Source organism: Streptomyces sp. NPDC052042, assembly GCF_044548345.1.
Lineage (GTDB): Bacteria > Actinomycetota > Actinomycetes > Streptomycetales > Streptomycetaceae > Streptomyces.
This window is the reverse complement of the sequence record NZ_JBIUBU010000024.1, coordinates 1-22,812: the sequence shown is the minus strand read 5'-3', so window position 1 is coordinate 22,812 and position 22,812 is coordinate 1. Positions and strand designations below refer to the sequence as shown.

1 protein-coding gene and 1 pseudogene are annotated in these 22,812 nt (G+C 74.7%); both read left to right on the top strand.

Annotation, left to right across the window (positions count from 1 at the left end):
• Positions 1–36 precede the first annotated feature (36 nt).
• Positions 37–10,785, top strand: a pseudogene (locus ACIHCL_RS29585) (type I polyketide synthase); the annotation flags it as partial.
• 44 nt (positions 10,786–10,829) lie between these two features.
• A partial coding sequence (locus ACIHCL_RS29580) for a type I polyketide synthase (RefSeq protein ID WP_399866652.1) occupies positions 10,830–22,812 on the top strand: 11,983 nt, incomplete at its 3' end.

Sequence of the window (22,812 nt, the reverse complement as noted above, 5' to 3'; positions counted from 1 at the left end):
AACGAGGAAAAGCTGCGCTACTTCCTCAAGCGGGTGTCCGCAGACCTCCACGAGGCCCGCGAGCGGCTGCGGGACATCGACGCGGCCCAGCACGAACCGATCGCCATCGTCGCGATGAGCTGCCGCTACCCCGGTGGTATCACGACCCCCGAGGAACTCTGGCGGCTCCTGGCCGACGACGGCGACGCCATCACGGAGTTCCCCGCCGACCGGGGCTGGGATCTGGAAGGGCTCTACGACCCCGACCCGGACAGCCGGGGCACCAGCCACGTCCGCGAAGGCGGGTTCCTCGACGGCATCGGCCTCTTCGACGCCGGCCTCTTCGAGATCTCGCCCCGCGAGGCACTCACGATGGACCCCCAGCAGCGGATCCTCCTGGAGTCCAGCTGGGAGACCTTCGAACGAGCCGGCATCGACCCCACCTCGCTCAAGGGCAGCCGGACCGGGGTGTTCACCGGCGTCATGTACCACGACCACTCCTCCCTGCTCCAGCAGGCGGTGGAGGACGTCGACGGCTACATCGGCACCGGCGGCGCGGCGAGCGTGGTCTCCGGCCGAGTGTCCTACACCTTCGGCCTCGAAGGACCGGCCGTCACCGTGGACACGGCCTGCTCCTCCTCCCTCGTCGCCCTGCACCTGGCCGTCCAGTCCCTGCGCCGGGGCGAATGCGACCTGGCCCTCGCGGGCGGCGTCACCACCATGCTCACCCCGACGTCCTTCGTGGACTTCAGCCGGCAGCGCGGGCTGGCCGCCGACGGCCGCTGCAAGCCGTTCGCGGAGGCCGCCGACGGCACCGGCTGGGGCGAGGGCCTCGGCATGCTGCTGGTGGAGCGCCTCCCGGACGCCCGCCGCAACGGCCACCCGGTCCTCGCGGTGGTCCGCGGCTCCGCCGTCAACCAGGACGGCGCCTCCAACGGACTCACCGCACCCAACGGCCCGGCCCAGCAGCGGGTCATCCGCCAAGCCCTGGCCGACGCCCGCCTGACCCCCGCCGACGTGGACGCGGTGGAGGCCCACGGCACGGGCACCACTCTCGGCGACCCCATCGAGGCGCAGGCCCTCCTCGCCACGTACGGACAGGGACGCCCGGCGCAGCGGCCCCTGTGGCTGGGCTCGCTGAAGTCCAACATCGGGCACACCCAGGCGGCGGCCGGCGTCGGCGGAGTGATCAAAATGGTCGAGGCCATGCGTCACGGCCTGCTCCCCAGGACCCTGCACGTGGACTCCCCGTCCCCGCACGTCGACTGGTCCTCCGGCGCGGTACGCCTCCTCACCGAGCCCGTGGAGTGGGCAAAGAGCCCGCGGCCCCGGCGAGCGGCCGTCTCCTCGTTCGGGTTCAGCGGCACCAACGCCCACGTCGTCCTGGAGGAGCCCCCGCACGCCGAGCCGGAGCCCGGTCCACAGCCGGCCACCCCGTCCGGGACCACGTACACCCCCGTGCTGCTCTCCGGGAAGAACGCGGCTGCCCTGCGCGGGCAGGCCGCCCGCCTCCTGCGCCACACCGACGACCACCCCGAGCACTCCCTCGCCGACCTCGGCCTCTCCACGGCGACGACCCGTGCCGCACTGGACCACCGCGCCGCGATCACCGCCTCGGACCCCGAAGGACTGCGCCGGGCCCTGGACCTGCTGGCGCGGGGTGAGAGTGCCGCCGACACCGGGGAAACCAGCACGGCGACGGGCGCGGTCATGCCCCGCAGCCGGACCGCGTTCCTCTTCTCCGGGCAGGGCAGCCAGCGCCCGCACATGGGACGCGAACTGCACGCCGCCTTCCCCGATTTCGCCGCGGCCTTCGACACCGTCTGCGCCGCCCTGGACCCGCACCTCGAGCGCCCCCTGAAGGAGGTGGTGTTCGGTGCCGACACCGAGCTGCTGAACCGGACGGGTCACGCACAGCCTGCCCTGTTCGCGCTTCAAGTGGCCCTGTACCGGCTGCTGGAGTCCTGGGGGGTGCGCCCGGACCTGCTGGCCGGGCACTCGGTCGGCGAGCTCGCGGCGGCCCACGTCGCCGGGGTGTTCTCCCTCGACGACGCGGCCCGCCTGGTGGCCGCCCGCGCCCGGCTCATGCAGGCCCTCCCCGCCGGGGGAGTGATGGTCGCCGTCGAGGCATCCGAGCAGGAGGTGCAGGACCTGCTCGCCGGATACGAGGACCGGGCGGGCATCGCCGCCGTCAACGGACCCGCCTCCGTGGTGGTTTCGGGTGCCGGCGAGGCCGTTGCCGCAGTGGTCGACCGGCTCACCGCCCAGGGCCGCAAGGCCAAGGAACTGCCGGTCTCCCACGCCTTCCACTCCCCGCTGATGGACCCGATGCTCGCGGACTTCCGCGAGGCTTTCGAGGGCGTGTCCTTCGGAACCCCGGCCCTGCCAGTCGTCTCCACCCTCACCGGCCGCCCGATACCGGCCGAGGAACTCCGTTGCGCCGACTACTGGGTGCGGCACGTCCGCGAGGCGGTGCGGTTCGCCGACGCGGTCGGGTCTCTCGCAGCCGAAGGCGCGGGCACCTTCCTGGAGATCGGCCCCGCAGGCGTCCTGACCGCCCTGACCGCGAACCTCCTCGACGAACACGCGGCGGTCGTGATCCCCGCCCTGCGCGCCGACCGGCCCGAGGACCTGGCCGTCACCACCGTCCTCGCCCGCCTTCACGTCCACGGCACCGCCGTCGACTGGGCCGCCGTCTTCGCGGGCCGCGACGCCCGCCGCGTGGACTTGCCCACCTACGCCTTCCAGCGCGAGGAGTACCGGCTCGAAACCCGGCCCGCCACCAGCGACCTCTCCGGCGCCGGCCTCAGGCCCGCCGGCCACCCTCTCCTCGGCGCCGTCGTCACCCCGGCCCACGACGAGGGCGTCCTGCTGGCGGGCCGCGTGTCGCTGACCACGCACCCCTGGCTCGCCGACCACCGCGTACTGGACGCCCCCCTCCTGCCGGGCACCGCCCTGGTCGAGCTGGCCATCCGCGCCGGGGACCAGGCCGGCTGCGGCCGGATCGAGCAACTCACCCTGGAGGCACCGCTCGTCCTGCCCCTGCAAGGCGGGTTGCAGCTCCAGGCCGTCGTCGACGCCCCCGACGCCCACGGCCGGCGTGGCGTACGGCTCTACTCCCAGCCGGACGACGCCCTCGCCGCCGACACCTGGACCCGTCACGCCTCCGGCCTGCTGGCCCCCGCCCCCGCCGCCGTCCCCGACGCCTCCGCGCTCTCCCCGTGGCCCCCGGCCGACGCCGAACCGGCCGACCCCGAGGCCCTCTACGACCGTATGACCGGCCTCGGCCTGGAGTACGGGCCCCTCTTCCGCGGAGTCCGCGCGGGCTGGCGGCGCGGCGGAGAGCTCTTCGCCGAGATCGCCCTGCCCGACGGCACCGACACCACCGGATTCGGCCTGCACCCCGCCCTCTTCGACGCCGCCCTCCACGCCGCCGGCCTCGCCGACACCGGACCGGACGGCGGCGGGCCCCGCATCCCCTTCGAATGGAACGGGGTGACCCTGCACGCGACCGGAGCCACCACGCTGAGGCTCCGCATGGCCCCCTCACCGGACGCGGACGGCGTGGTCACCCTGCTCCTCGCGGACGGCGCGGGCCACCCGGTTCTCTCCGTCGATTCCCTGGTACTGCGCCCCGTGACGCCGGAGCAGCTGACAGCCGCCACCGGCACCCGCGACGACGCCCTCTTCCGCCTGACCTGGACCCCGACCGACACCACCACCGAAGCACACGCCCCCGTCACCCTGCTGGACTCGCTCACCGACCTCCCCGCCGATGGCGGTGCCGCGCCCGGGACGACCGCATTACGGATGCCGCCGCCGGCCGAGGGAGACGACCCGCACGACCGGCCCGCCACGGCCGCCGGGGCCGCGCTCGCCCTCGTCCAGGCATGGCTCGCCGACGCCCGCTGCGCCACCTCACGGCTCCTGGTCCTCACCCGGGGGGCCATCGCCACCGGCCCGGCGGAAGGCGCCGACCCGGCCCAGGCCGCCGTCTGGGGTCTGGTGCGCTCGGCGCAGTCGGAGAACCCCGGCCGCCTCGTACTCGTCGACGCCGAGGCCGACACCGCCGACACGGACCCCGCCCTGCTCGCCGCCGCGGCCGCCACCGGCGAACCCCAACTGGCGGTACGCGGCGGAGCACTGCTCACCCCCCGGCTGGTACGCGCCGACGCCCCGACGGCCGGGCAGGAGACCCCGGCCCCGGTGTTCCCGCCGCACGGCACCGTCCTGGTGACCGGAGCCTCCGGCACGCTGGGACGCCTGGTGGCACACCACCTCGTCACCCGGCACGGCGTCCGGCGGCTGCTGCTCCTCAGCCGCAGCGGCCCCGGCGCGGCAGGCGCACGCGAGTTCGCCGCCGAACTCACCGCCCTCGGAGCCGTGGTGGACACCGCCGCCTGCGACGTCGCCGACCGGCAGGCACTGGCCGACCTGCTGGCCGCGCTCCCCGCCGAGCACCCCCTGACCGCAGTCGTCCACGCGGCGGGCGTCACCGACGACGGCGTCGTACCGGCCCTCACCCCGGAGCGGATCCAGCACGTGTTCGCCCCCAAGGTCGCGGGCGCACTCCACCTGCACGAGCTCACCCGCGACCTGGACCTCTCCGCCTTCGTCCTGTTCTCCTCGGCCGCCGGCGTCTTCGGCAACCCCGGCCAGGGCAACTACGCCGCCGCCAACGCCGCCCTGGACGCCCTCGCCCAGCAGCGCCACGCCGCCGGACTGCCCGCCGTATCCCTGGCCTGGGGCCTGTGGGCCCGCAGCAGCACCCTGACCGCCGGCCTCGCCGAAGCCGACCAGCGCCGCATCGGCCGCTCCGGCCTCCGCGCCCTGGAGACGGACGAGGGCCTCGGACTTTTCGACCGCGCCCTGGGCGCCGCCGAACCCCTCCTCGTACCCGTCCGCTGGGACCTGCCCGCCCTGCGCGAGCAGGCCCGCGCGGGCACCCTGCCCGCCCTGCTGCGCGTCCTGGTCCCCACACCCGTACGCCGTACCGGGGCCGCCACGGCCGCAGCGGCCGACGGCACCCGGTCCGCGCTGGCCGAGCGGCTGCGCACCCTGCCCGAGGCGGGCCGGACCGCCCTGTTGACCGACCTCGTCCGGACACACGCCGCCGCTGTACTGGGCCATGGCCGCCCCGAAGCCGTCCAGACCTCCCAGGCCTTCCGCGAACTCGGTTTCGACTCGCTGACCGCCGTCGAACTGCGCAACCACCTCGCCTCCGCCACCGGCGTACGCCTCCCGGCCGGTCTGGTCTTCGACCACCCCACCCCGGACGCCCTCGCCCGCCACCTCCTGCGCCGAGTGACGGACGCCCCCCGGCCCGCAGCCGCCACCCGCACGGCCGCCCCCGCCACAACCACCACGGACGAACCCGTCGCCATCGTCGCCATGGGCTGCCGCTACCCCGGCGAGGTACGTTCCCCCGAGGACCTGTGGCGGCTGCTCACCACGGGCACCGACGCCATCGCCGGCTTCCCGGAAGACCGGGGCTGGGACCTCGACCTGCTCTCCGCCAGCGGCGGCACCGCCGGATCAAGCAGCACCCTCCGGGGCGGATTCCTCTACGACGCGGGCGAGTTCGACGCCGCCTTCTTCGGGATCTCCCCCCGTGAGGCCCTCGCCATGGACCCCCAGCAGCGGCTGCTGCTGGAAACCTCCTGGGAGGTGTTCGAGCGCGCCGGTATCGACCCGGCCGCCCTGCGCGGCACCCGGACCGGCGTCTTCACGGGCGTCATGTACCACGACTACGCCTCCTCCCTCCAGTTGGTACCCGACGGGGTCGAGGGCTTCCTCGGCACCGGCAACTCGGGCAGCGTCATCTCGGGACGGCTCTCCTACACGTTCGGCCTCGAAGGACCCGCCGTCACGGTCGACACGGCCTGCTCCTCCTCCCTCGTCGCCCTCCACCTGGCCGTCCAGGCCCTGCGCCAGGGCGAATGCACCATGGCCCTGGCCGGCGGCGTCACGGTCATGGCCGGCCCCGGCGCCTTCATCGAGTTCAGCCGTCAGCGCGGGCTCGCCGCCGACGGCCGCTGCAAGGCCTTCTCGGCCGACGCCGACGGCACCGGCTGGGCGGAAGGTGTCGGCGTGCTGCTGGTGGAGCGCCTCTCGGATGCCCTGCGCAACGGGCACCCGGTCCTCGCGGTGGTCCGGGGGAGCGCGGTCAACCAGGACGGGGCCTCCAACGGGCTCACCGCCCCCAACGGGCCCGCGCAGGAACGGGTCATCGAACAGGCCCTCGCGAACGCCGGACTCTCGGCGGCGGACGTTGACGCGGTGGAGGCGCACGGCACCGGAACCCGGCTGGGTGACCCGATCGAGGCGCAGGCGCTGCTGGCGACGTACGGTCAGGGGCGCTCACAGGAGCGGCCGTTGTGGCTGGGCTCCCTCAAGTCCAACATCGGCCACACCCAGGCGGCGGCCGGCGTGGGCGGGATCATCAAGATGGTCGAGGCGATACGCCACGGCCTCCTGCCCCAGACCCTCCACGCCGATGAGCCCTCCCCGCACATCGACTGGTCCTCCGGCGCGGTACGCCTCCTCACCGAGCCCGTGGAGTGGGCAAAGAGCCCGCGGCCCCGGCGAGCGGCCGTCTCCTCGTTCGGCTTCAGCGGCACCAACGCCCACGTCGTCCTGGAACAGGCCCCGGAAACCACCGCCCAGACGCGCCCCGCTGCACCGCTCGCGGCGCCCTGGCTCCTCTCGGCCAAGAGCCCGGAAGCCCTACGCGCACAGGCCCGCGCCCTCCTGCCGTACGCGCAGGACCCGGACCGGGCGGCGGTGGACACGGCCTACTCCCTGGCCACGGGCCGCAGCGCCCTGGAACACCGGGCCGCAGTGCTCGCGGACGACCCGGCCGGACTCATCGAAGCCCTGACCGCCCTGGCGAACGGATCGCCCTCCCGTGCGGTGGTGCAGGCCTCGGCCGCACCGGCGAGCGGGAAGCACGCGTTCCTGTTCTCCGGGCAGGGCAGCCAGCGTCTGGGGATGGGGCGTGAACTGGACGCCGTCTTCCCGGTGTTCGCGGAGGCCTTCGATGCGGTGTGCGCAGCTTTGGACCCGTACCTCGAAGTCCCGCTCAGGGATGTGGTGTTCGGCGAGGGCGCGGGGCTGCTGGACGAGACGCGGTTCACTCAGCCGGCGTTGTTCGCGGTGGAGGTGGCGTTGTTCCGGTTGGTCGGGTCCTGGGGTGTGCGGCCGGACTTCCTGGCCGGGCATTCGGTGGGTGAGTTCGCGGCGGCTCATGTGGCTGGTGTGTTGTCTCTCGGGGACGCGGCGAAGCTGGTTGCCGCGCGTGGTCGGCTGATGCAGGGGCTCCCGGGCGGCGGGGTCATGGTGGCGGTCCAGGCCTCCGAGGAGGAGGTACGGGCCCTGCTGGCCGGGCTGGAGGACCGTGCGGGTGTGGCTGCCGTCAACGGGCCTGAGTCCGTGGTGGTTTCGGGCGAGGACGAGGCCGTGGCCGTCATCGTGGAGCGGCTGTCCGCGGAGGGCCGTAAGACCAAGGCGCTCGGCGTCTCCCATGCCTTCCACTCGCCGCTGATGGATCCGATGCTCGACGCCTTCCGTGAGGTCGCGGAGTCGGTGACCTTCGAGGCCCCGAAGCTGCCCATCGTCTCCACTCTCACCGGCGGGATCGTCTCCGCCGAGGAGTTCTGCTCGGCCGATTACTGGGTGAGCCATGTCCGCGAGGCCGTCCGCTTCGCCGACGCCCTCACCACCCTCGCCGCCGAAGGTGTACGCACCTTCCTGGAGATCGGCCCCGGCGGCGTCCTGACCGCCCTCGCCCATGAGGCCCTGGACCAGGACGCGGTGGCCGTGGCGCTGCTGCGCACCGACCGCGCCGAGGACCTGGCCGTCGCCGCCGCCCTCGCCCGGCTCCACGTTCACGGCACGCCCGTCGACTGGGAGGCGCTCTTCGCGGGACGCGGTGCCCGGCGCGTGGACCTGCCCACCTACCCCTTCCAACGCACCCGCTACTGGCTGGAGTCGGCCGCCGCCCCCGGCGACGTCGCCGCCGCCGGTCTGGCCGAGGCGGACCATCGCCTGCTTGGCGCGGCCGTTCCGCTCGCCGACGGTGAAGGGCTCGTCCTGACCGGGCGGCTCTCGCTCGCGTCGCACCCCTGGCTCGCCGACCACGTCGTGCTGGGCACCGTACTCGTCCCGGGCACCGCCTTCGTGGACCTGGCGCTGCACGCCGCCCACGCCGAGGGCGTGGGCTGCGACCGGCTGGACGAGCTGACGCTCGGTGCCCCGCTCGTCGTCCCCGAGGACGGGGCCGTCCAGGTACAGGTACGGGTCGCGGCCCCCGACGCCGACGGACGCCGGGCGCTGGAGGTCCACTCGCGTCCGCAGGGTGCCCCCGCCGGGGAGCCGTGGACGAGCCATGCGGTGGGCACCCTGTCCGCCGCCGCTACCACCGACGAAGGGGTCGCCTTGGCCGAGTGGCCCCCGCCGGGGGCCGTGCCCGTCACCGACTGGTCCCCGGACTCCCTGTACGAGCGGATGGCCGGGCTGGGCCTCGACTACGGTCCGCTGTTCCGGGGCGTTCGCGCCGCGTGGAGCCGGGACGGGACGCTCTTCGCCGAACTGGAACTCCCCGACGGCACCGACGTCTCCGGATTCGGCCTGCACCCGGCCCTGCTGGACGCGGCCCTGCACGCCGTTGCCCTCGGCGACGGCCTGCTCGGCACCGGCGCCGTTGCCGGCACCGACCGGGCGAGGGTCCCGTTCTCGTGGACCGGGGTCAGGGTGTCCCCGTCCGGAGGGCCGACCGGACTCCGGGTCCGGCTGGCCCCTGTGGGCCCGGACGCCGTCTCCCTGCTGGCCGCCGACACCGCCGGCCGGACCGTGGCGTCCGTGGACTCCCTGGTCCTGCGGCCGGTCTCAGCCGAGCAGCTCGCCGCCGCGCGGGCCGGGCGCTTCCAGGACGCCCTGTTCCACGTCGAGTGGACCGAGGCGACCCCGGCCCCGACCCTGACGTCGGCCACCGACCACGTCGTACTGCTGGAGGCGGAGCTCCCGGACCGCCCGGCCGAGGCGTCCGCCGCCGTTCGGTACGCGGCGACTCGCGCCCTGGCCCTCGTACAGGAGCGGCTGGCGGCGTCGGAGGCGGAGGAGGACGCGCGGAGGCTGGTCCTCGTCACCCGGAACGCGGTCCGCGTGGTCGACGGGGACGCGGCCCGGCTGGACCCGGCCCAGTCCGCCGTGTGGGGCCTGGTCAGGTCCGTCCAGTCCGAGCACCCCGAACGCTTCGTCCTCGTGGACGTGGACGCCGACGCGCCTGCGGAAGCCGTCCTCCCGGCCGGGCTGACCGAGGCGCTCGCCACCGGAGAGCCGCAGTGCGCCGTCCGCGCGGGCAGGGTGCTCGTGCCCAGGCTGGCGCGCGCGGCGGCGGCCACGACCACAGCCGACGCCTCCGCCCTGGGGCTGGATCCGGCCGGTACGGTCCTGGTGACCGGGGCCACCGGTGCCCTGGGCCGGCTGGTGGCCCGGCACCTGGTCACCGCACACGGCGTACGGCACCTCCTGCTGACCAGCCGCCGGGGGCCCGATGCCGAGGGCGCGTCCGCCTTCGCCGCCGAACTCGGCGCGCTGGGCGCCGAGGTGACCCTGGCCGCCGGTGACGCGGCCGACCGGACCGCGCTCGCCGCACTGCTCGACGAGATCCCCGCCGCCCATCCGCTGACCGGGGTCGTCCACGCGGCGGGTGTGCTCGACGACGCCCTGGCCGGCTCGCTCACGCCCGAACGCCTGGACCAGGTCCTCAGGCCGAAGACGGACGCCGCCTTACACCTGCACGAACTGACCCGGGACCGGGACCTCGCGGCCTTCGTCCTGTTCTCCTCGCTCGCCGGTACCTTCGGCAACGCGGGCCAGGCCAACTACGCCGCTGCCAACGCCTGCCTGGACGCCCTCGCCCAGTCACGCCGGGCGGCCGGACTGCCGGCCGTCTCTCTGGCCTGGGGCCCCTGGGCGGGCGCCGCGGGCCCGCACGGGATGCTGGGCGGGGCCGGTGCCGGGGCGCTCGCCCGGATGGCACGAGCCGGCGTGTCGCCGCTCTCCCCGGACGAGGGCCTCGCCCTCTTCGACGCGGCGACCGCCGCCTCCGCAGCCGACGACGCGGAGGCCGTGCTCCTGCCCGTACGGCTGAACCTGCCCGCGCTGCGCCGCAGCGCCGGGACCCGGCCCGTGCCCGCCCTGCTCCGCGGCCTCGTACGGCCCCCCGCCCACCCGGCGGCGGACCCCCGGGGCGGGGCCGAAGCGCTGGCCGCGCAGCTGGCGGGGACCTCGGACGAAAAGCGCCGGCGGATCCTCCTCGGCCTCGTCCGGGCCCAGGTCGCCGCAGTGCTGGGGCACACGTCCGCCGAGGCCGTCGGCGCCTCCCATGCCTTCCGCGACCTCGGCTTCGACTCGCTGACCGCCGTCGAACTCCGCAACCACCTCGGCGCGGCCACCGGGCTCCGGCTCCCCGCGAGCCTGCTGTTCGACCACCCCACCCCGACGGCCCTCGCCGAACACCTGGCCGGCGCGCTGCCCGCCGCCGGACCGGGTGCCGACACGGCGGCCCCCTCACTGCTCGCCGAGATCGACCGCCTGGAAGGCGCCTTCGCCCGAGCCCCGCACGACCGGGCGGCCCGCGCCACCGCCGCCCTGCGGCTGGAGGTCCTCCTCGCGAAATGGCGAGAGGCCGATACCGGTCCGGTCGCAGGCCACGAAACCGGGGAGGACAGTGCGGCCGAAGTGGCTCAGGCCTCCGACGAAGAGTTGTTCGACCTGCTCGACAGCGAGCTCGACACCCACTGATCGACCAGCACGCCTACCCCTTCGCGTTGAGGAACAGAAACCAGATGACGACCGATGTGAACAAGCTCCGCGACTACCTCAAGCGTGCCACCGTCGATCTGCGTCACGCGCGCCAACGACTGCGCGAGGCCGAGGGCAAGAACCGGGAACCGATCGCGATCGTGGGCATGAGCTGCCGCTTCCCCGGCGGCGTCGAGTCCCCCGAGGACCTGTGGGACCTGATCGCCTCGGGCCGCGACGCGATATCCGGCTTCCCCACCGACCGGGGCTGGGACCTCGACGCACTGTACGATCCGGACCCCGAGAACCCCGGCACCACCTACACCCGGGAAGGCGGATTCCTGCGCGGGGCGGCCGAGTTCGACCCCGGGTTCTTCGGGATAGGCCCCCGCGAGGCCCTCGCCATGGACCCCCAGCAGCGGCTCATCCTCGAAGCCTCCTGGGAAGCGGTCGAGCGGGCCGAACTGGACCCGCAGTCCCTGCGCGGCAGCCGCACCGGGGTCTTCGCCGGGGTCATGTACCACGACTACGTTTCCCGCCTCCCCGCCATGCCCGAGGGCATCGAGGGGTACGTGAGCACCGGCAACACCGGCAGCGTGGTCTCCGGCCGCATCGCCTACACCCTGGGCCTGGAGGGCCCGGCCGTCACCATCGACACCGCCTGCTCCTCCTCCCTCGTGGCCCTGCACCTCGCCGTCCAGGCGCTGCGCCAGGGCGAGTGCGACCTCGCGCTCGCGGGCGGCGTCACCGTGATGGCCGGACCGACCACCTTCGTCGAGTTCAGCCGCCAGCGCGGGCTGTCGCCCGACGGCCGCTGCCGGGCCTTCTCCGCGGCGGCCGACGGCACCGGCTGGTCCGAGGGCGTCGGCATGCTCCTCGTCGAACGGCTTTCCGACGCCGTCCGCCTCGGACACCCCGTCCTGGCCGTGGTCCGGGGCTCCGCCGTCAACCAGGACGGCGCAAGCAACGGCCTCACCGCCCCCAACGGGCCCGCCCAGCAGCGCGTCATCCACCAGGCCCTGGCCAACGGCCTGCTCTCCCCGTCCGACGTGGACATCGTCGAGGCGCACGGCACCGGCACCACCCTCGGCGACCCGATCGAGGCGCAGGCCCTGCTCGCGGCATACGGCCAGGAGCGGCCCGCCGACCGGCCCCTGTGGCTGGGCTCCGTCAAGTCCAACCTCGGACACACCCAGGCCGCGGCCGGCGTCGCGGGCGTCATCAAGATGGTGCAGGCGCTGCGCCACGGCATCCTGCCGAAGACCCTGCACGCGGACGAGCCGACCCCGCACGTCGACTGGTCCTCGGGGGCCGTGTCGCTGGTCACGGAGAACGCCGCGTGGCCCGGGACGGAGCCCGGCCGGCCCCGCCGGGCGGCCGTCTCCGCCTTCGGCGTCAGCGGCACCAACGCCCACGTCGTCATCGAACAGCACCTCGCCCCGGCCGAACGGACCGACCCCGAAGCCGACACGGCCCCCGTAACCGCCGGTCCGGCGGACGACGTGCCGCCCCTCATCCCCTGGGCGCTCTCCGCCAAGACCCCGGCCGCTCTCGCCGCGCAGGCCGCCCGGCTCCGTACCCACCTGGCCGCCCTGCCCGCAGCCCCCGACGGCACCGTCCCGACGGCCGCCGACATCGCCCACTCCCTCGCCACCACCCGCACCGCCTTCCCCCACCGCGCCGTACTCCTCGCGGCCGACCGGGCGGGCCTGGACCGCGCCCTGGACGCACTCGCCGACGCCGACTCCGGCACGCCCGCCCCCGAGGGCACCGACGTGGTGCGCGGCACCGCCGACGACACCCGCCAGGCCGCCTTCGTCTTCCCCGGCCAGGGCTCCCAGTGGGCGGGCATGGCCGTCGAACTCCTCGATACCGCACCGGTCTTCGCCGAACGCATCCGCCAGTGCGAGGACGCCCTCGCCCCGCACGTCGACTGGTCGCTGACGGAGGTCCTGCGCGGCGCGCCCGGCGCCCCCGGTTTCGACCGGGTCGACGTCGTCCAGCCCGTCCTGTTCGCGGTGATGGTCTCGCTGGCCGAACTGTGGCGCTCCTACGGGGTGCACCCCGCGGCCGTCGCCGGCCACAGCCAGGGCGAGATCGCCGCCGCGGCCGTCGTCGGCGCACTCAGCCTGGACGACGCCGCGAAGGTCGTGGCCCTGCGCAGCCAGGCGCTGACCGTACTGTCCGGCCGGGGCGGCATGCTCTCCGTCGCCCTGCCCCTGGACCGGCTCACCCCCCGAATGGCCCCCTGGGGCGAGCGGCTGTCCGTCGCCGCCGTCAACAGCCCGTCCTCCATCGTCGTCTCCGGCGACGGCGACGCCCTCACCGAACTGCGGGACGCCCTGCACGCCGACGGGATCCGGGCCCGGCTGATCGCCGTGGACTACGCTTCCCACTCCGCGCACGTCGAAGCCGTCCGCGAACGCGTCCTGGAGGCCCTCGCCGGCATCACCCCCCGTGCCTGCGAGGTCCCCTTCTACTCCACCGTCACCGGCGCCGTCGTGGACACCGACCGGCTCGACGCCGAGTACTGGTACCGCAGCCTGCGCCAGACCGTCCGTTTCGAAGAGGCCACCCGCGCCCTCGTCCGCGACGGGCACGGAGCCCTCATCGAGGTCAGCGCGCACCCGGTGCTCACCGTCGGCGTCCAGGAGACCCTCGACGACCTGGGCGGCGGCGCCGTCGCCCTCGGCACGCTGCGCCGCGACGAAGGGGGCACCGACCGCTTCCTGCGCTCCGCCGCCGAGGCTCACGTGCACGGCGTCTCCCTCGACTGGACGGCCGTCCTCGCTGCCCCGGACGCCCGCCGGATCCCGCTGCCCACGTACGCCTTCCAGCACGAGCGCTACTGGCTCGACGCCCCGTACGCCCCGGCGGACGCGGCCGGCCTCGGCCTCGCCCCGTCGGACCACCCCCTGCTGGGCGCCGTCACCACGCTCGCCGACGCCGACGGCCTGCTGCTGACCGGCCGGCTTTCCACCCACACACACCCCTGGCTGGCCGAGCACACGGTGCTGGGCGCGGCCATCCTCCCCGGTACGGCCTTCGTGGAACTCGCCGTCCGCGCGGGCGACCACCTCGGCTGCGACAACCTGGCCGAACTCACCCTCCAGGCACCGCTGGTCCTGCCCGAGCAGGGCGGCGTCCTCGTACAGGTCGCCGTCGGCCCGGCCGACGGATCCGGGGACCGGCGCTTCGCCGTCCACTCCCGCCCCGACACCGCGGCCGACGAGGACGGCTGGACCTGCCACGGCACCGGCGTGCTGAACTCCGCCCCCGACCCCGGGCCCGCCGGAGCGGACACGAGCCGGCCGCCCGCCGAGGCGGTCCCCGTCGACCTCGACGGCTTCTACGCCGAGCTCGCCGCACGTTCCTTCGCCTACGGCCCGGTCTTCCAGGGGCTGCGCGCCGCCTGGCGGCTCGGGGACGAGGTGTTCGCCGAGGTGGCCCTCCCCGACGACGCACGCACCGACGCCGACCGGTACGGGCTGCACCCGGCCCTGTTGGACGCGGCGCTGCACGCCGTCGGCTTCGGCCCGCTGGGGGACATGGGCACCGGCCGGATGGCCTTCTCCTGGGAGGACGTACGCCTGCACGCCACCGGAGCCACCCGGCTGTGGATCCGGTTGACCCCCGCCGGAGCCGACGGCGCGGTCACCGTCACCGCCGCCGACGACAGCGGCCAGGCCGTGGCCACCGTCGGCACGCTCACCTTCCGCGAGGTCCGCGAGGAACACCTGCGGGCCGCGCTCACCGACCACCACGAATCCCTCTACCGGGTGGAGTGGGCCGCACAGCCGCTCACGGACACCGCGGCCCCCGCGACGCCCTGGGCCCTCGTCGGCACCGGCCCGCAGGTCGCCGACGCGCAGGAAGCCCTCCAGGAGACCGCCGCCGCACTGGAGACCACCGGCCCGCGCCCCGACACCCACGCCGACCTCACCGCCCTGGCCGAGGCGGTCACGGCCGGCGCGCCCGTCCCCGCGACCGTGGCGGCGGTCCTGCCCGTGACCGGCGGCGAGGCCGACGCCGAAGCCGTCCGGGAGACCGCGCGGGACGCCTTCGCCCTCCTCCGCAACTGGCTGGCCGACGACCGCTTCGCCGCCTCCCGGCTGGTCCTCCTCACCCGGGGCGCGGCCGCCGTACCGGTCGAGGACGCCGACGGCGCACCGGACACCCGCCCGGAACACGCCCCCGTCTGGGGCCTGATCCGCTCCGCCCAGTCCGAACACCCCGACCGCCTGGTCCTCGCCGACACCGACGGCACCCCGGACTCCCTGCGCCGCCTTCCGGCCGCCGTCGCCAGCGGCGAACCCCAACTGGCGCTGCGCGAGGGCCGGATGTCCGTGCCGCGGCTGGCCCGTGTCCCCGTCGCCCCGGATTCCGCCATCGCCGACGCCCTCGACCCGCAGGGCACCGTACTGATCACCGGGGGCACCGGCGCCCTCGGTCGGCTCGTCGCCGCCCACTTCATCACTGCTCACGGCGTCCGCAACATCCTCCTCACCAGCCGTCGCGGCGCCGAGGCAGAAGGGGCCGCCGCACTCCAGGAGGAACTCGCCGCGCTCGGCGCGACCGTCACCGTCGCCGCCTGCGACGCCGCCGACCGGAACGCCCTCGCCGCCTTGCTGGCGGAAACCCCCGCCGACCGGCCGCTCACCGCCGTCGTCCACGCCGCAGCCGTCGTGGCCGGCGGACCCGTCGACTCCCTCACGCCCGAGGACCTCGACCTGGTCCTGCGCCCCAAGGTCGACGCCGCCCTCAACCTCCACGAGCTGACCCGTGACCTGAACCTGGCGGCCTTCGTCCTCTTCTCCTCCCTCGCCGGCACCTTCGGCGGGGCCGGCCAGGGCGCCTACGCGGCCGGCAACGCCTTCCTCGACGCCCTCGCCCACCAGCGCCGCGCCCAGGGCCTGCCCGCCTCCGCCCTCGCCTGGGGCGTCTGGGACGAGCGCGGCGACCAGACCCGGCTGGCCGACGGAGACCTGCGGCGCATGGCCCGCGCCGGACTCGTCCCGCTCACCGCCGAAGAGGGCCTGCGCCTCCTCGACACCGCCCGCACCCTGGATCACGCCGCCCTGGCGCCCGTACGCCTCGACCTGGCCGTACTGCGCGCCCAGGCGTCCGGTCCCGTCCCCGCCCTCCTGCGCGGACTGGTCCGGACCCCCGCACGCCGCGCCGCGCAGGGTGCCGCACCCGGCCCCGGCGGCCTCTCCGCCGAGCTGTCCCGGCTGGCCGCCCTGCCGGCTGCCGAGCGCAAGGACACCGTGCTCACCCTCGTACGCAACCAGGTGGCCGCCGTACTCGGCCACGACACCCCCGCGGCCATCGACCCCGGGCGGGCCTTCCGTGAACTCGGCTTCGACTCGCTGGCCGCGATGGAGCTCCGCAACCGGCTCGCCACCGCCACCGGCGTGCGCCTGCCCGCCACCGTGGTCTTCGACCACCCCACCCCCACCGCCCTCGCCGGCCACCTCCTGGAGGAGATCCCCGGCGGCCACCCCGGCACGGCTCTCGTCACCGCCGCGCCCACCACACCCGGCCGGGCCGCTGTCACGGGCGGCGAGGAACCCGTCGCCATCGTCGCCATGAGCTGCCGACTGCCCGGCGAGGTCCGCAGCCCGGAAGACCTCTGGAGCCTGCTCGCCGACGGCACCGACGCCATCACCGGCCTGCCCGCCAACCGGGGCTGGGATCTCGACGCCCTTTACCACCCGGACCCCGACCACCCGGGCACCAGCTACGTCAAGGAAGGCGGATTCCTTCACGACGCGGGCGAGTTCGACCCCGAATTCTTCGGGATCTCACCCCGCGAGGCCCTCTCCATGGACCCGCAGCAGCGGCTGTTGCTGGAAACCTCCTGGGAGGTGTTCGAGCGGGCTGGGATCGACCCGGCGGCCCTGCGCGGCTCCCGCACCGGAGTCTTCGCCGGCACCAACGGCCAGGACTATGCCATCGGCCTCTCACAGGAGCAGAGCGAGGGCATGGAAGGGCACCTCCTGACCGCCAACTCCGCCTCGGTGGTCTCGGGCCGGCTCTCGTACACCTTCGGCCTCGAAGGCCCGGCGGTGACCGTGGACACGGCCTGCTCCTCGTCCCTGGTCGCCCTGCACCTGGCGGCGCAGTCCCTGCGCCGGGGCGAATGCGACCTGGCCCTCGCGGGCGGCGTCACCGTCATGTCCACCCCGGGCGCGCTCATCGGCTTCAGCCGCCAGCGCGGACTGGCCCCCGACGCCCGCTGCCGTGCCTTCGCCGCCTCGGCGGACGGCACCGGCCTCGCCGAGGGCGCGGGCATGCTGCTGGTGGAGCGGCTCTCGGACGCCCGCCGCAATGGGCACCGGGTGTTGGCCGTCGTACGGGGTTCCGCGATCAATCAGGACGGTGCGTCCAACGGTCTGACCGCGCCGAACGGGCCCGCGCAGCAGCGGGTGATCCGTCAGGCGCTGGCGCAGGCGGGTCTGTCGGCGGGGGACGTGGACGCGGTGGAGGCCCATGGCACGGGCACCACGTTGGGCGATCCCATCGAGGCGCAGGCTCTGCTCGCTACCTATGGGCAGGAGCGGGACGGGGGCCGGCCGTTGTGGCTGGGCTCATTGAAGTCCAACATCGGGCACACCCAGGCGGCTGCCGGTGTGGCGGGTGTGATCAAGATGGTGATGGCGATGCGTCACGGGGTGTTGCCGAAGACCCTGCACGTGGATGAGCCGTCCCCGCACGTGGACTGGTCGGCGGGGGACGTGCGGCTGCTCACCGAGGCCCGGGAATGGGCGGAGCCGCAGAGCGGCCGTCCGCGCCGGGCGGGTGTCTCCTCCTTCGGCGTCAGCGGAACCAACGCCCACGTCGTCATCGAACAGGATCCGGCCGACACCCACACCGGTGAGGCGAACGCCAGCCCGGACGAGGCCCCTGCTCCGATGCCCGTGCCCTGGCTGATCTCCGCGAAGAACGAGAACGCCCTGCGGGCCCAGGCGGAACGGCTCCTGACGTACGCACGATCCGCCGCCCGGCCCGACGAGAAGGACATCGCCCTCTCCCTGGCGACCACCCGCACCGCCTTCCCGCACCGCGCGGTCATCACCGGCAACGACCGCGACGACCTGCTGCGCGGCCTGATCGCCCTCGCTCGCGACGAGACCCCGGGACCGGAGACCGTACGCGGCACGGCACCCGCAGGGGCTGCTCGCCGGACCGCGTTCCTGTTCTCGGGCCAGGGCAGCCAGCGGCTCGGCATGGGGCGTGAACTGCACGCCGTCTTCCCGGTGTTCGCGGAGGCCTTCGACGCGGTTTGCGCAGCTCTGGACCCGTACCTCGAAGTCCCGCTCAGGGATGTGGTGTTCGGCGAGGACGCGGAGTTGCTGGATGAGACGCGGTTCACTCAGCCGGCGTTGTTCGCGGTGGAGGTGGCGTTGTTCCGGTTGGTCGGGTCCTGGGGTGTGCGGCCGGACTTCCTGGCCGGGCATTCGGTGGGTGAGTTCGCGGCGGCTCATGTGGCCGGTGTGTTGTCTCTTGGGGATGCGGCGAAGCTGGTTGCCGCGCGTGGTCGGCTGATGCAGGGGCTCCCGGGCGGCGGGGTCATGGTGGCGGTCCAGGCCTCCGAGGAGGAGGTACGGGCCCTGCTGGCCGGGCTGGAGGACCGTGCGGGTGTCGCTGCCGTCAACGGGCCTGCGTCCGTGGTGGTTTCGGGCGAGGAAGAGGCCGTGGCCTCGGTCGTGGACCGGTTGTCCGCGGAGGGCCGCAAGACCAAGGCGCTCGCCGTCTCCCACGCCTTCCACTCGCCGCTGATGGACCCGATGCTCGACGCCTTCCGCGAGGTCGCGGAGTCGGTGACCTTCGAGGCCCCGGTCCTCCCCGTCGTCTCCACTCTCACCGGCGGGATCGTCTCCGCCGAGGAGTTCTGCTCGGCCGACTACTGGGTGAGCCACGTCCGTGAGGCCGTCCGCTTCGACGACGCCCTCACCACCCTCGCCGCCGAAGGCGTAGGCACCTTCCTGGAGATCGGCCCCGGCGGTGTCCTGACCGCCTTGGCCGCAGACGCCCTCGACGAGCACGCCGTCACCGTCGCGGCCCTGCGGAGCGACCGTGCCGAGGACCTGGCCGTCACCACCGCCCTCGCCCGGCTCCACGTTCACGGCACCCCCGTCGACTGGGTCGCCCTCCTCGCCGGTCGCGGCGCCCTTCTCGCCGACCTGCCCACCTACCCCTTCCAACGCCGCCCGTACTGGCTGATCCCCGCCGGCCCGGGCCAGACCGGCGCCGAGACGGCGGATCCTGGCGAGGCCGCGTTCTGGGACACCGTCGAGAACGAGGACCTGGCCGCCCTCGCCGAACGGCTGGAGGTGGCCGACGACTCCCCGCTCAGCTCGGTCCTGCCCGCCCTGTCCCGGTGGCGCCGACGGCAGCGCAGCCGCTCCGTCGTCGACTCCTGGCGCTACCGGATCTCCTGGCAGCCGCTGACCGGCGGTCGGGACACCGCCGAGCTGACCGGCACCTGGCTGCTCGCCGTCCCCGAGGGCGGCGAGGACGACCCCGCGGTCAGTGCCGTTACCGACGCCCTGACCCGCCACGGCGCCGAGGTCGCACCCCTGCCCGTACGTACCGGTGAGACCCGAACGGAACTCGCCGCACGCTTGGGCCGCGACCCCGGCGCGACGGCACCGGCCGGGGTCTTGTCCCTCCTCGCCCTCACCGGCGAAGCCCACCCGGACCACCCCGAGCTGCCCGCCGGGCTGGCCCTGACCACCCTGCTGGTCCAGGCATTGGGCGACGCGGAGAGCACCGCACCCCTCTGGTGCGCCACCCGGGGAGCGGTCTCGACCGGCCGCTCGGACACGCTGACCAGCCCGCAGCAGGCCATGGTCTGGGGCCTCGGCCGCTCGACGGCACTCGACTACCCGGACCGCTGGGGCGGACTCGTCGACCTGCCCGCCACCCTGGACGAGCGGGCCGCGCACCGCCTCGTCCAGGTCCTCGCCGGCGGGACGGGCGGGGAGGACCAGATCGCGATCCGGCCCTCCGGCCTCTTCGCCCGACGCCTGGGCCGCGCCCTCGCCACCGACGCGGGCACGCCCCTGGGCCCGGACCGGACCTGGCAGCCGCACGGCACCGTCCTGATCACCGGCGGCACCGGAGCCCTCGGCGCCCAGGTGGCCCGGCACCTGGCCCGGAACGGCGCCGACCACCTCGTCCTCACCGGCCGACGTGGTCCCGAGGCCCCCGGGGCACTCGAACTCGCCGCCGAGATCCGGGAACTGGGCACCCGGGTGACCATCACCGCCTGCGACCTCGCCGACCGGGAGCAGGTGGCCGACCTGCTGCGGGCCCTCCCGGAGGACCAGCATCCGCTCACGGCCGTGATCCACGCGGCCGGCCTGCCGCAGTTCACCCCCACCGACACCCTGACCCCGGCCGAGCTCGCCTCCGTCGTCGCTGCCAAGGCGGCCGGCGCCGGGCACCTCGACGAACTGCTGGCCGACCGGGAACTGGACGCCTTCGTCCTGTTCTCCTCCGTCGCCGCCGCCTGGGGCAGCGGCAGCCAGGCCGCCTACTGCGCGGCCAACGCCCACCTCGACGCACTCGCCGAGAAGCGCCGCGCCCGAGGGCTTGCCGCCACCTCCGTCGCCTGGGGCCCCTGGGCCGACGGCGGCATGGCCGACGACGAGGCCGAGGCCCACCTGCGTCGGCGCGGTCTGCCCGCCATGTCCCCAGACACCGCGATCGCCGCACTCCAGCGGGCACTGGACCTCGACGAGACCACGATCGTCGTCGCCGACGTCGACTGGAACCGGTTGGCGCCCGCCTTCACCCTCGCCCGGCCCAGCGCCCTCCTCGCCGACCTGCCCGAGGCCCGTACGGCCTTCACAGCCGCCGGGGGCGGGGCGGGCGCGGTCGGCGCGGCTGATGACACGGCCCCGTCCCGTACCGCCGGATTCGCCGCCCTTCCCGCCGCCGAGCGCCACCGCGTGCTCCTGGACCTCGTACGGGCCGAAGCGGCCCAGGCCCTGGGCCACTCGGACCTGGCCGCAGTGGCCTCCGACCGCTCGTTCAAGGACCTCGGCTTCGACTCCCTCACCGGCATCGAACTGCGCAACCGGCTGAACGGAGCCACCGGACTGCGCCTGCCCACCACCCTGGTCTTCGACCACCCCAACGCCGAGGCCCTCGCCGCCTACATCTCCGCAGAGGTGTCCGGCCATGCGCAGGCCGACCTCCCGGTGGGAGGCGCCGTACCGGCCGTGCCCACCGGGACGGGCCCACTCGACGAGCCGATCGCGATCGTGGCCATGGGCTGCCGCTTCCCCGGCGGGGCCAACACCCCCGAGCAGTTGTGGCAGTTGCTGGCGGACGGTGTCGACGCCATCACCCCCTTCCCCGCCGACCGGGGCTGGGACCTGGACTCCCTCTACGACCCGGACCCCGAACACCCCGGGACCACCTACGTCAACGAGGGCGGATTCCTCCACGACGCGGGCCGCTTCGACGCCCGGTTCTTCGGGATCTCCCCGCGCGAGGCCCTGGCCATGGACCCCCAGCAGCGGCTGCTGTTGGAGACCGCCTGGGAGACCCTGGAACGGGCCCGCCTCGCCCCCTTCTCCCTGCGTGGCAGCCGCACCGGCGTGTTCATCGGCTCCGGTTACCAGGGCTACGGCGCCACCCCGGGCGCCCTGCCCGACGGCGTCGAGGGCCACCTCCTCACCGGCACCTCCAGCAGCGTCATGTCCGGCCGCATCGCCTACGCGCTGGGCCTCGAAGGCCCCGCACTCACGGTGGACACGGCTTGCTCCTCGTCCCTCGTCGCCCTGCACCTGGCCACCCAGGCCCTGCGCCGGGGCGAATGCGAACTGGCCCTGGTCGGCGGGGCGGCCGTGATGGCAGGCCCCAACGCCTTCGTCGAGTTCAGTCGGCAGCGCGGGCTGGCCGCCGACGGCCGTTGCAAGCCGTTCGCGGCCGCCGCCGACGGCACGGGCTGGGGCGAGGGCGTGGGCATGCTGCTGGTCGAGCGGCTGTCCGACGCCCGCCACAACGGCCACCCGGTCCTCGCGGTGGTCCGGGGCTCAGCCGTCAACCAGGACGGCGCCTCCAACGGCCTCACCGCCCCCAACGGCCCGGCCCAGCAGCGGGTCATCCGCCAGGCGCTGGCGAACGCCGGGCTGATGGCGGCGGACGTCGACGCCGTCGAGGCGCACGGTACCGGCACGGCCCTCGGCGACCCGATCGAGGCGCAGGCGCTCATGGCGACATATGGCCAGAACCGGCCGGAAGGGCGGCCGTTGTGGCTGGGCTCCCTCAAGTCCAACATCGGCCACACCCAGGCCGCCTCCGGGCTGGCGAGCGTGATCAAGACCGTGCTCTCGCTCCGGCACGGCCTGCTGCCCAAGACCCTCCACGTGGACGAGCCCTCCCCGCACGTCGACTGGTCGGCGGGCGCGGTCCGGCTCCTCACCGAACCCGTGGCCTGGACGGACACGGACTCCGGCCGACCGCGCCGCGCGGCCGTGTCCTCCTTCGGGGTGAGCGGCACCAACGCCCACACCATCATCGAGCAGGCCCCGACGGCCCATGCTGCTGAGGCCGAGGCCCGGCCGACCCCCGACACGCAGCGCGGCTGCCTGCCTTGGATCCTGTCCGGCGCGGACGAAGCGGCCCTGCGCGAGCAGGCCCGCAACCTCCTCACCCACACCCGCTCCCACCCCGGCCTCACCCCGGCGGACCTGGCCCTCTCCCTGGCCGAGTCCCGCACCGCCCTGTCCCACCGCGCGGTGGTGCTGGGCGCGACCACCGAGGAACTGGTCACCGGCCTAAACGCCCTGAGCCAGGATGAGCCGTCAGCAGACCTCGTACGGGGCCGGGCGGGCGCAGCGGGAGCGCGCACGGCGTTCCTGTTCTCGGGTCAGGGGAGTCAGTGGCTGGGGATGGGGCGTGAGTTGTATGCGGCGTTCCCGGTGTTCGCGGATGCTTTCGACGCGGTCTGTGCGTATGTCGACGGGCGTCTGGACCGGCGGTTGCGGGAGGTGGTGTTCGGTGAGGACG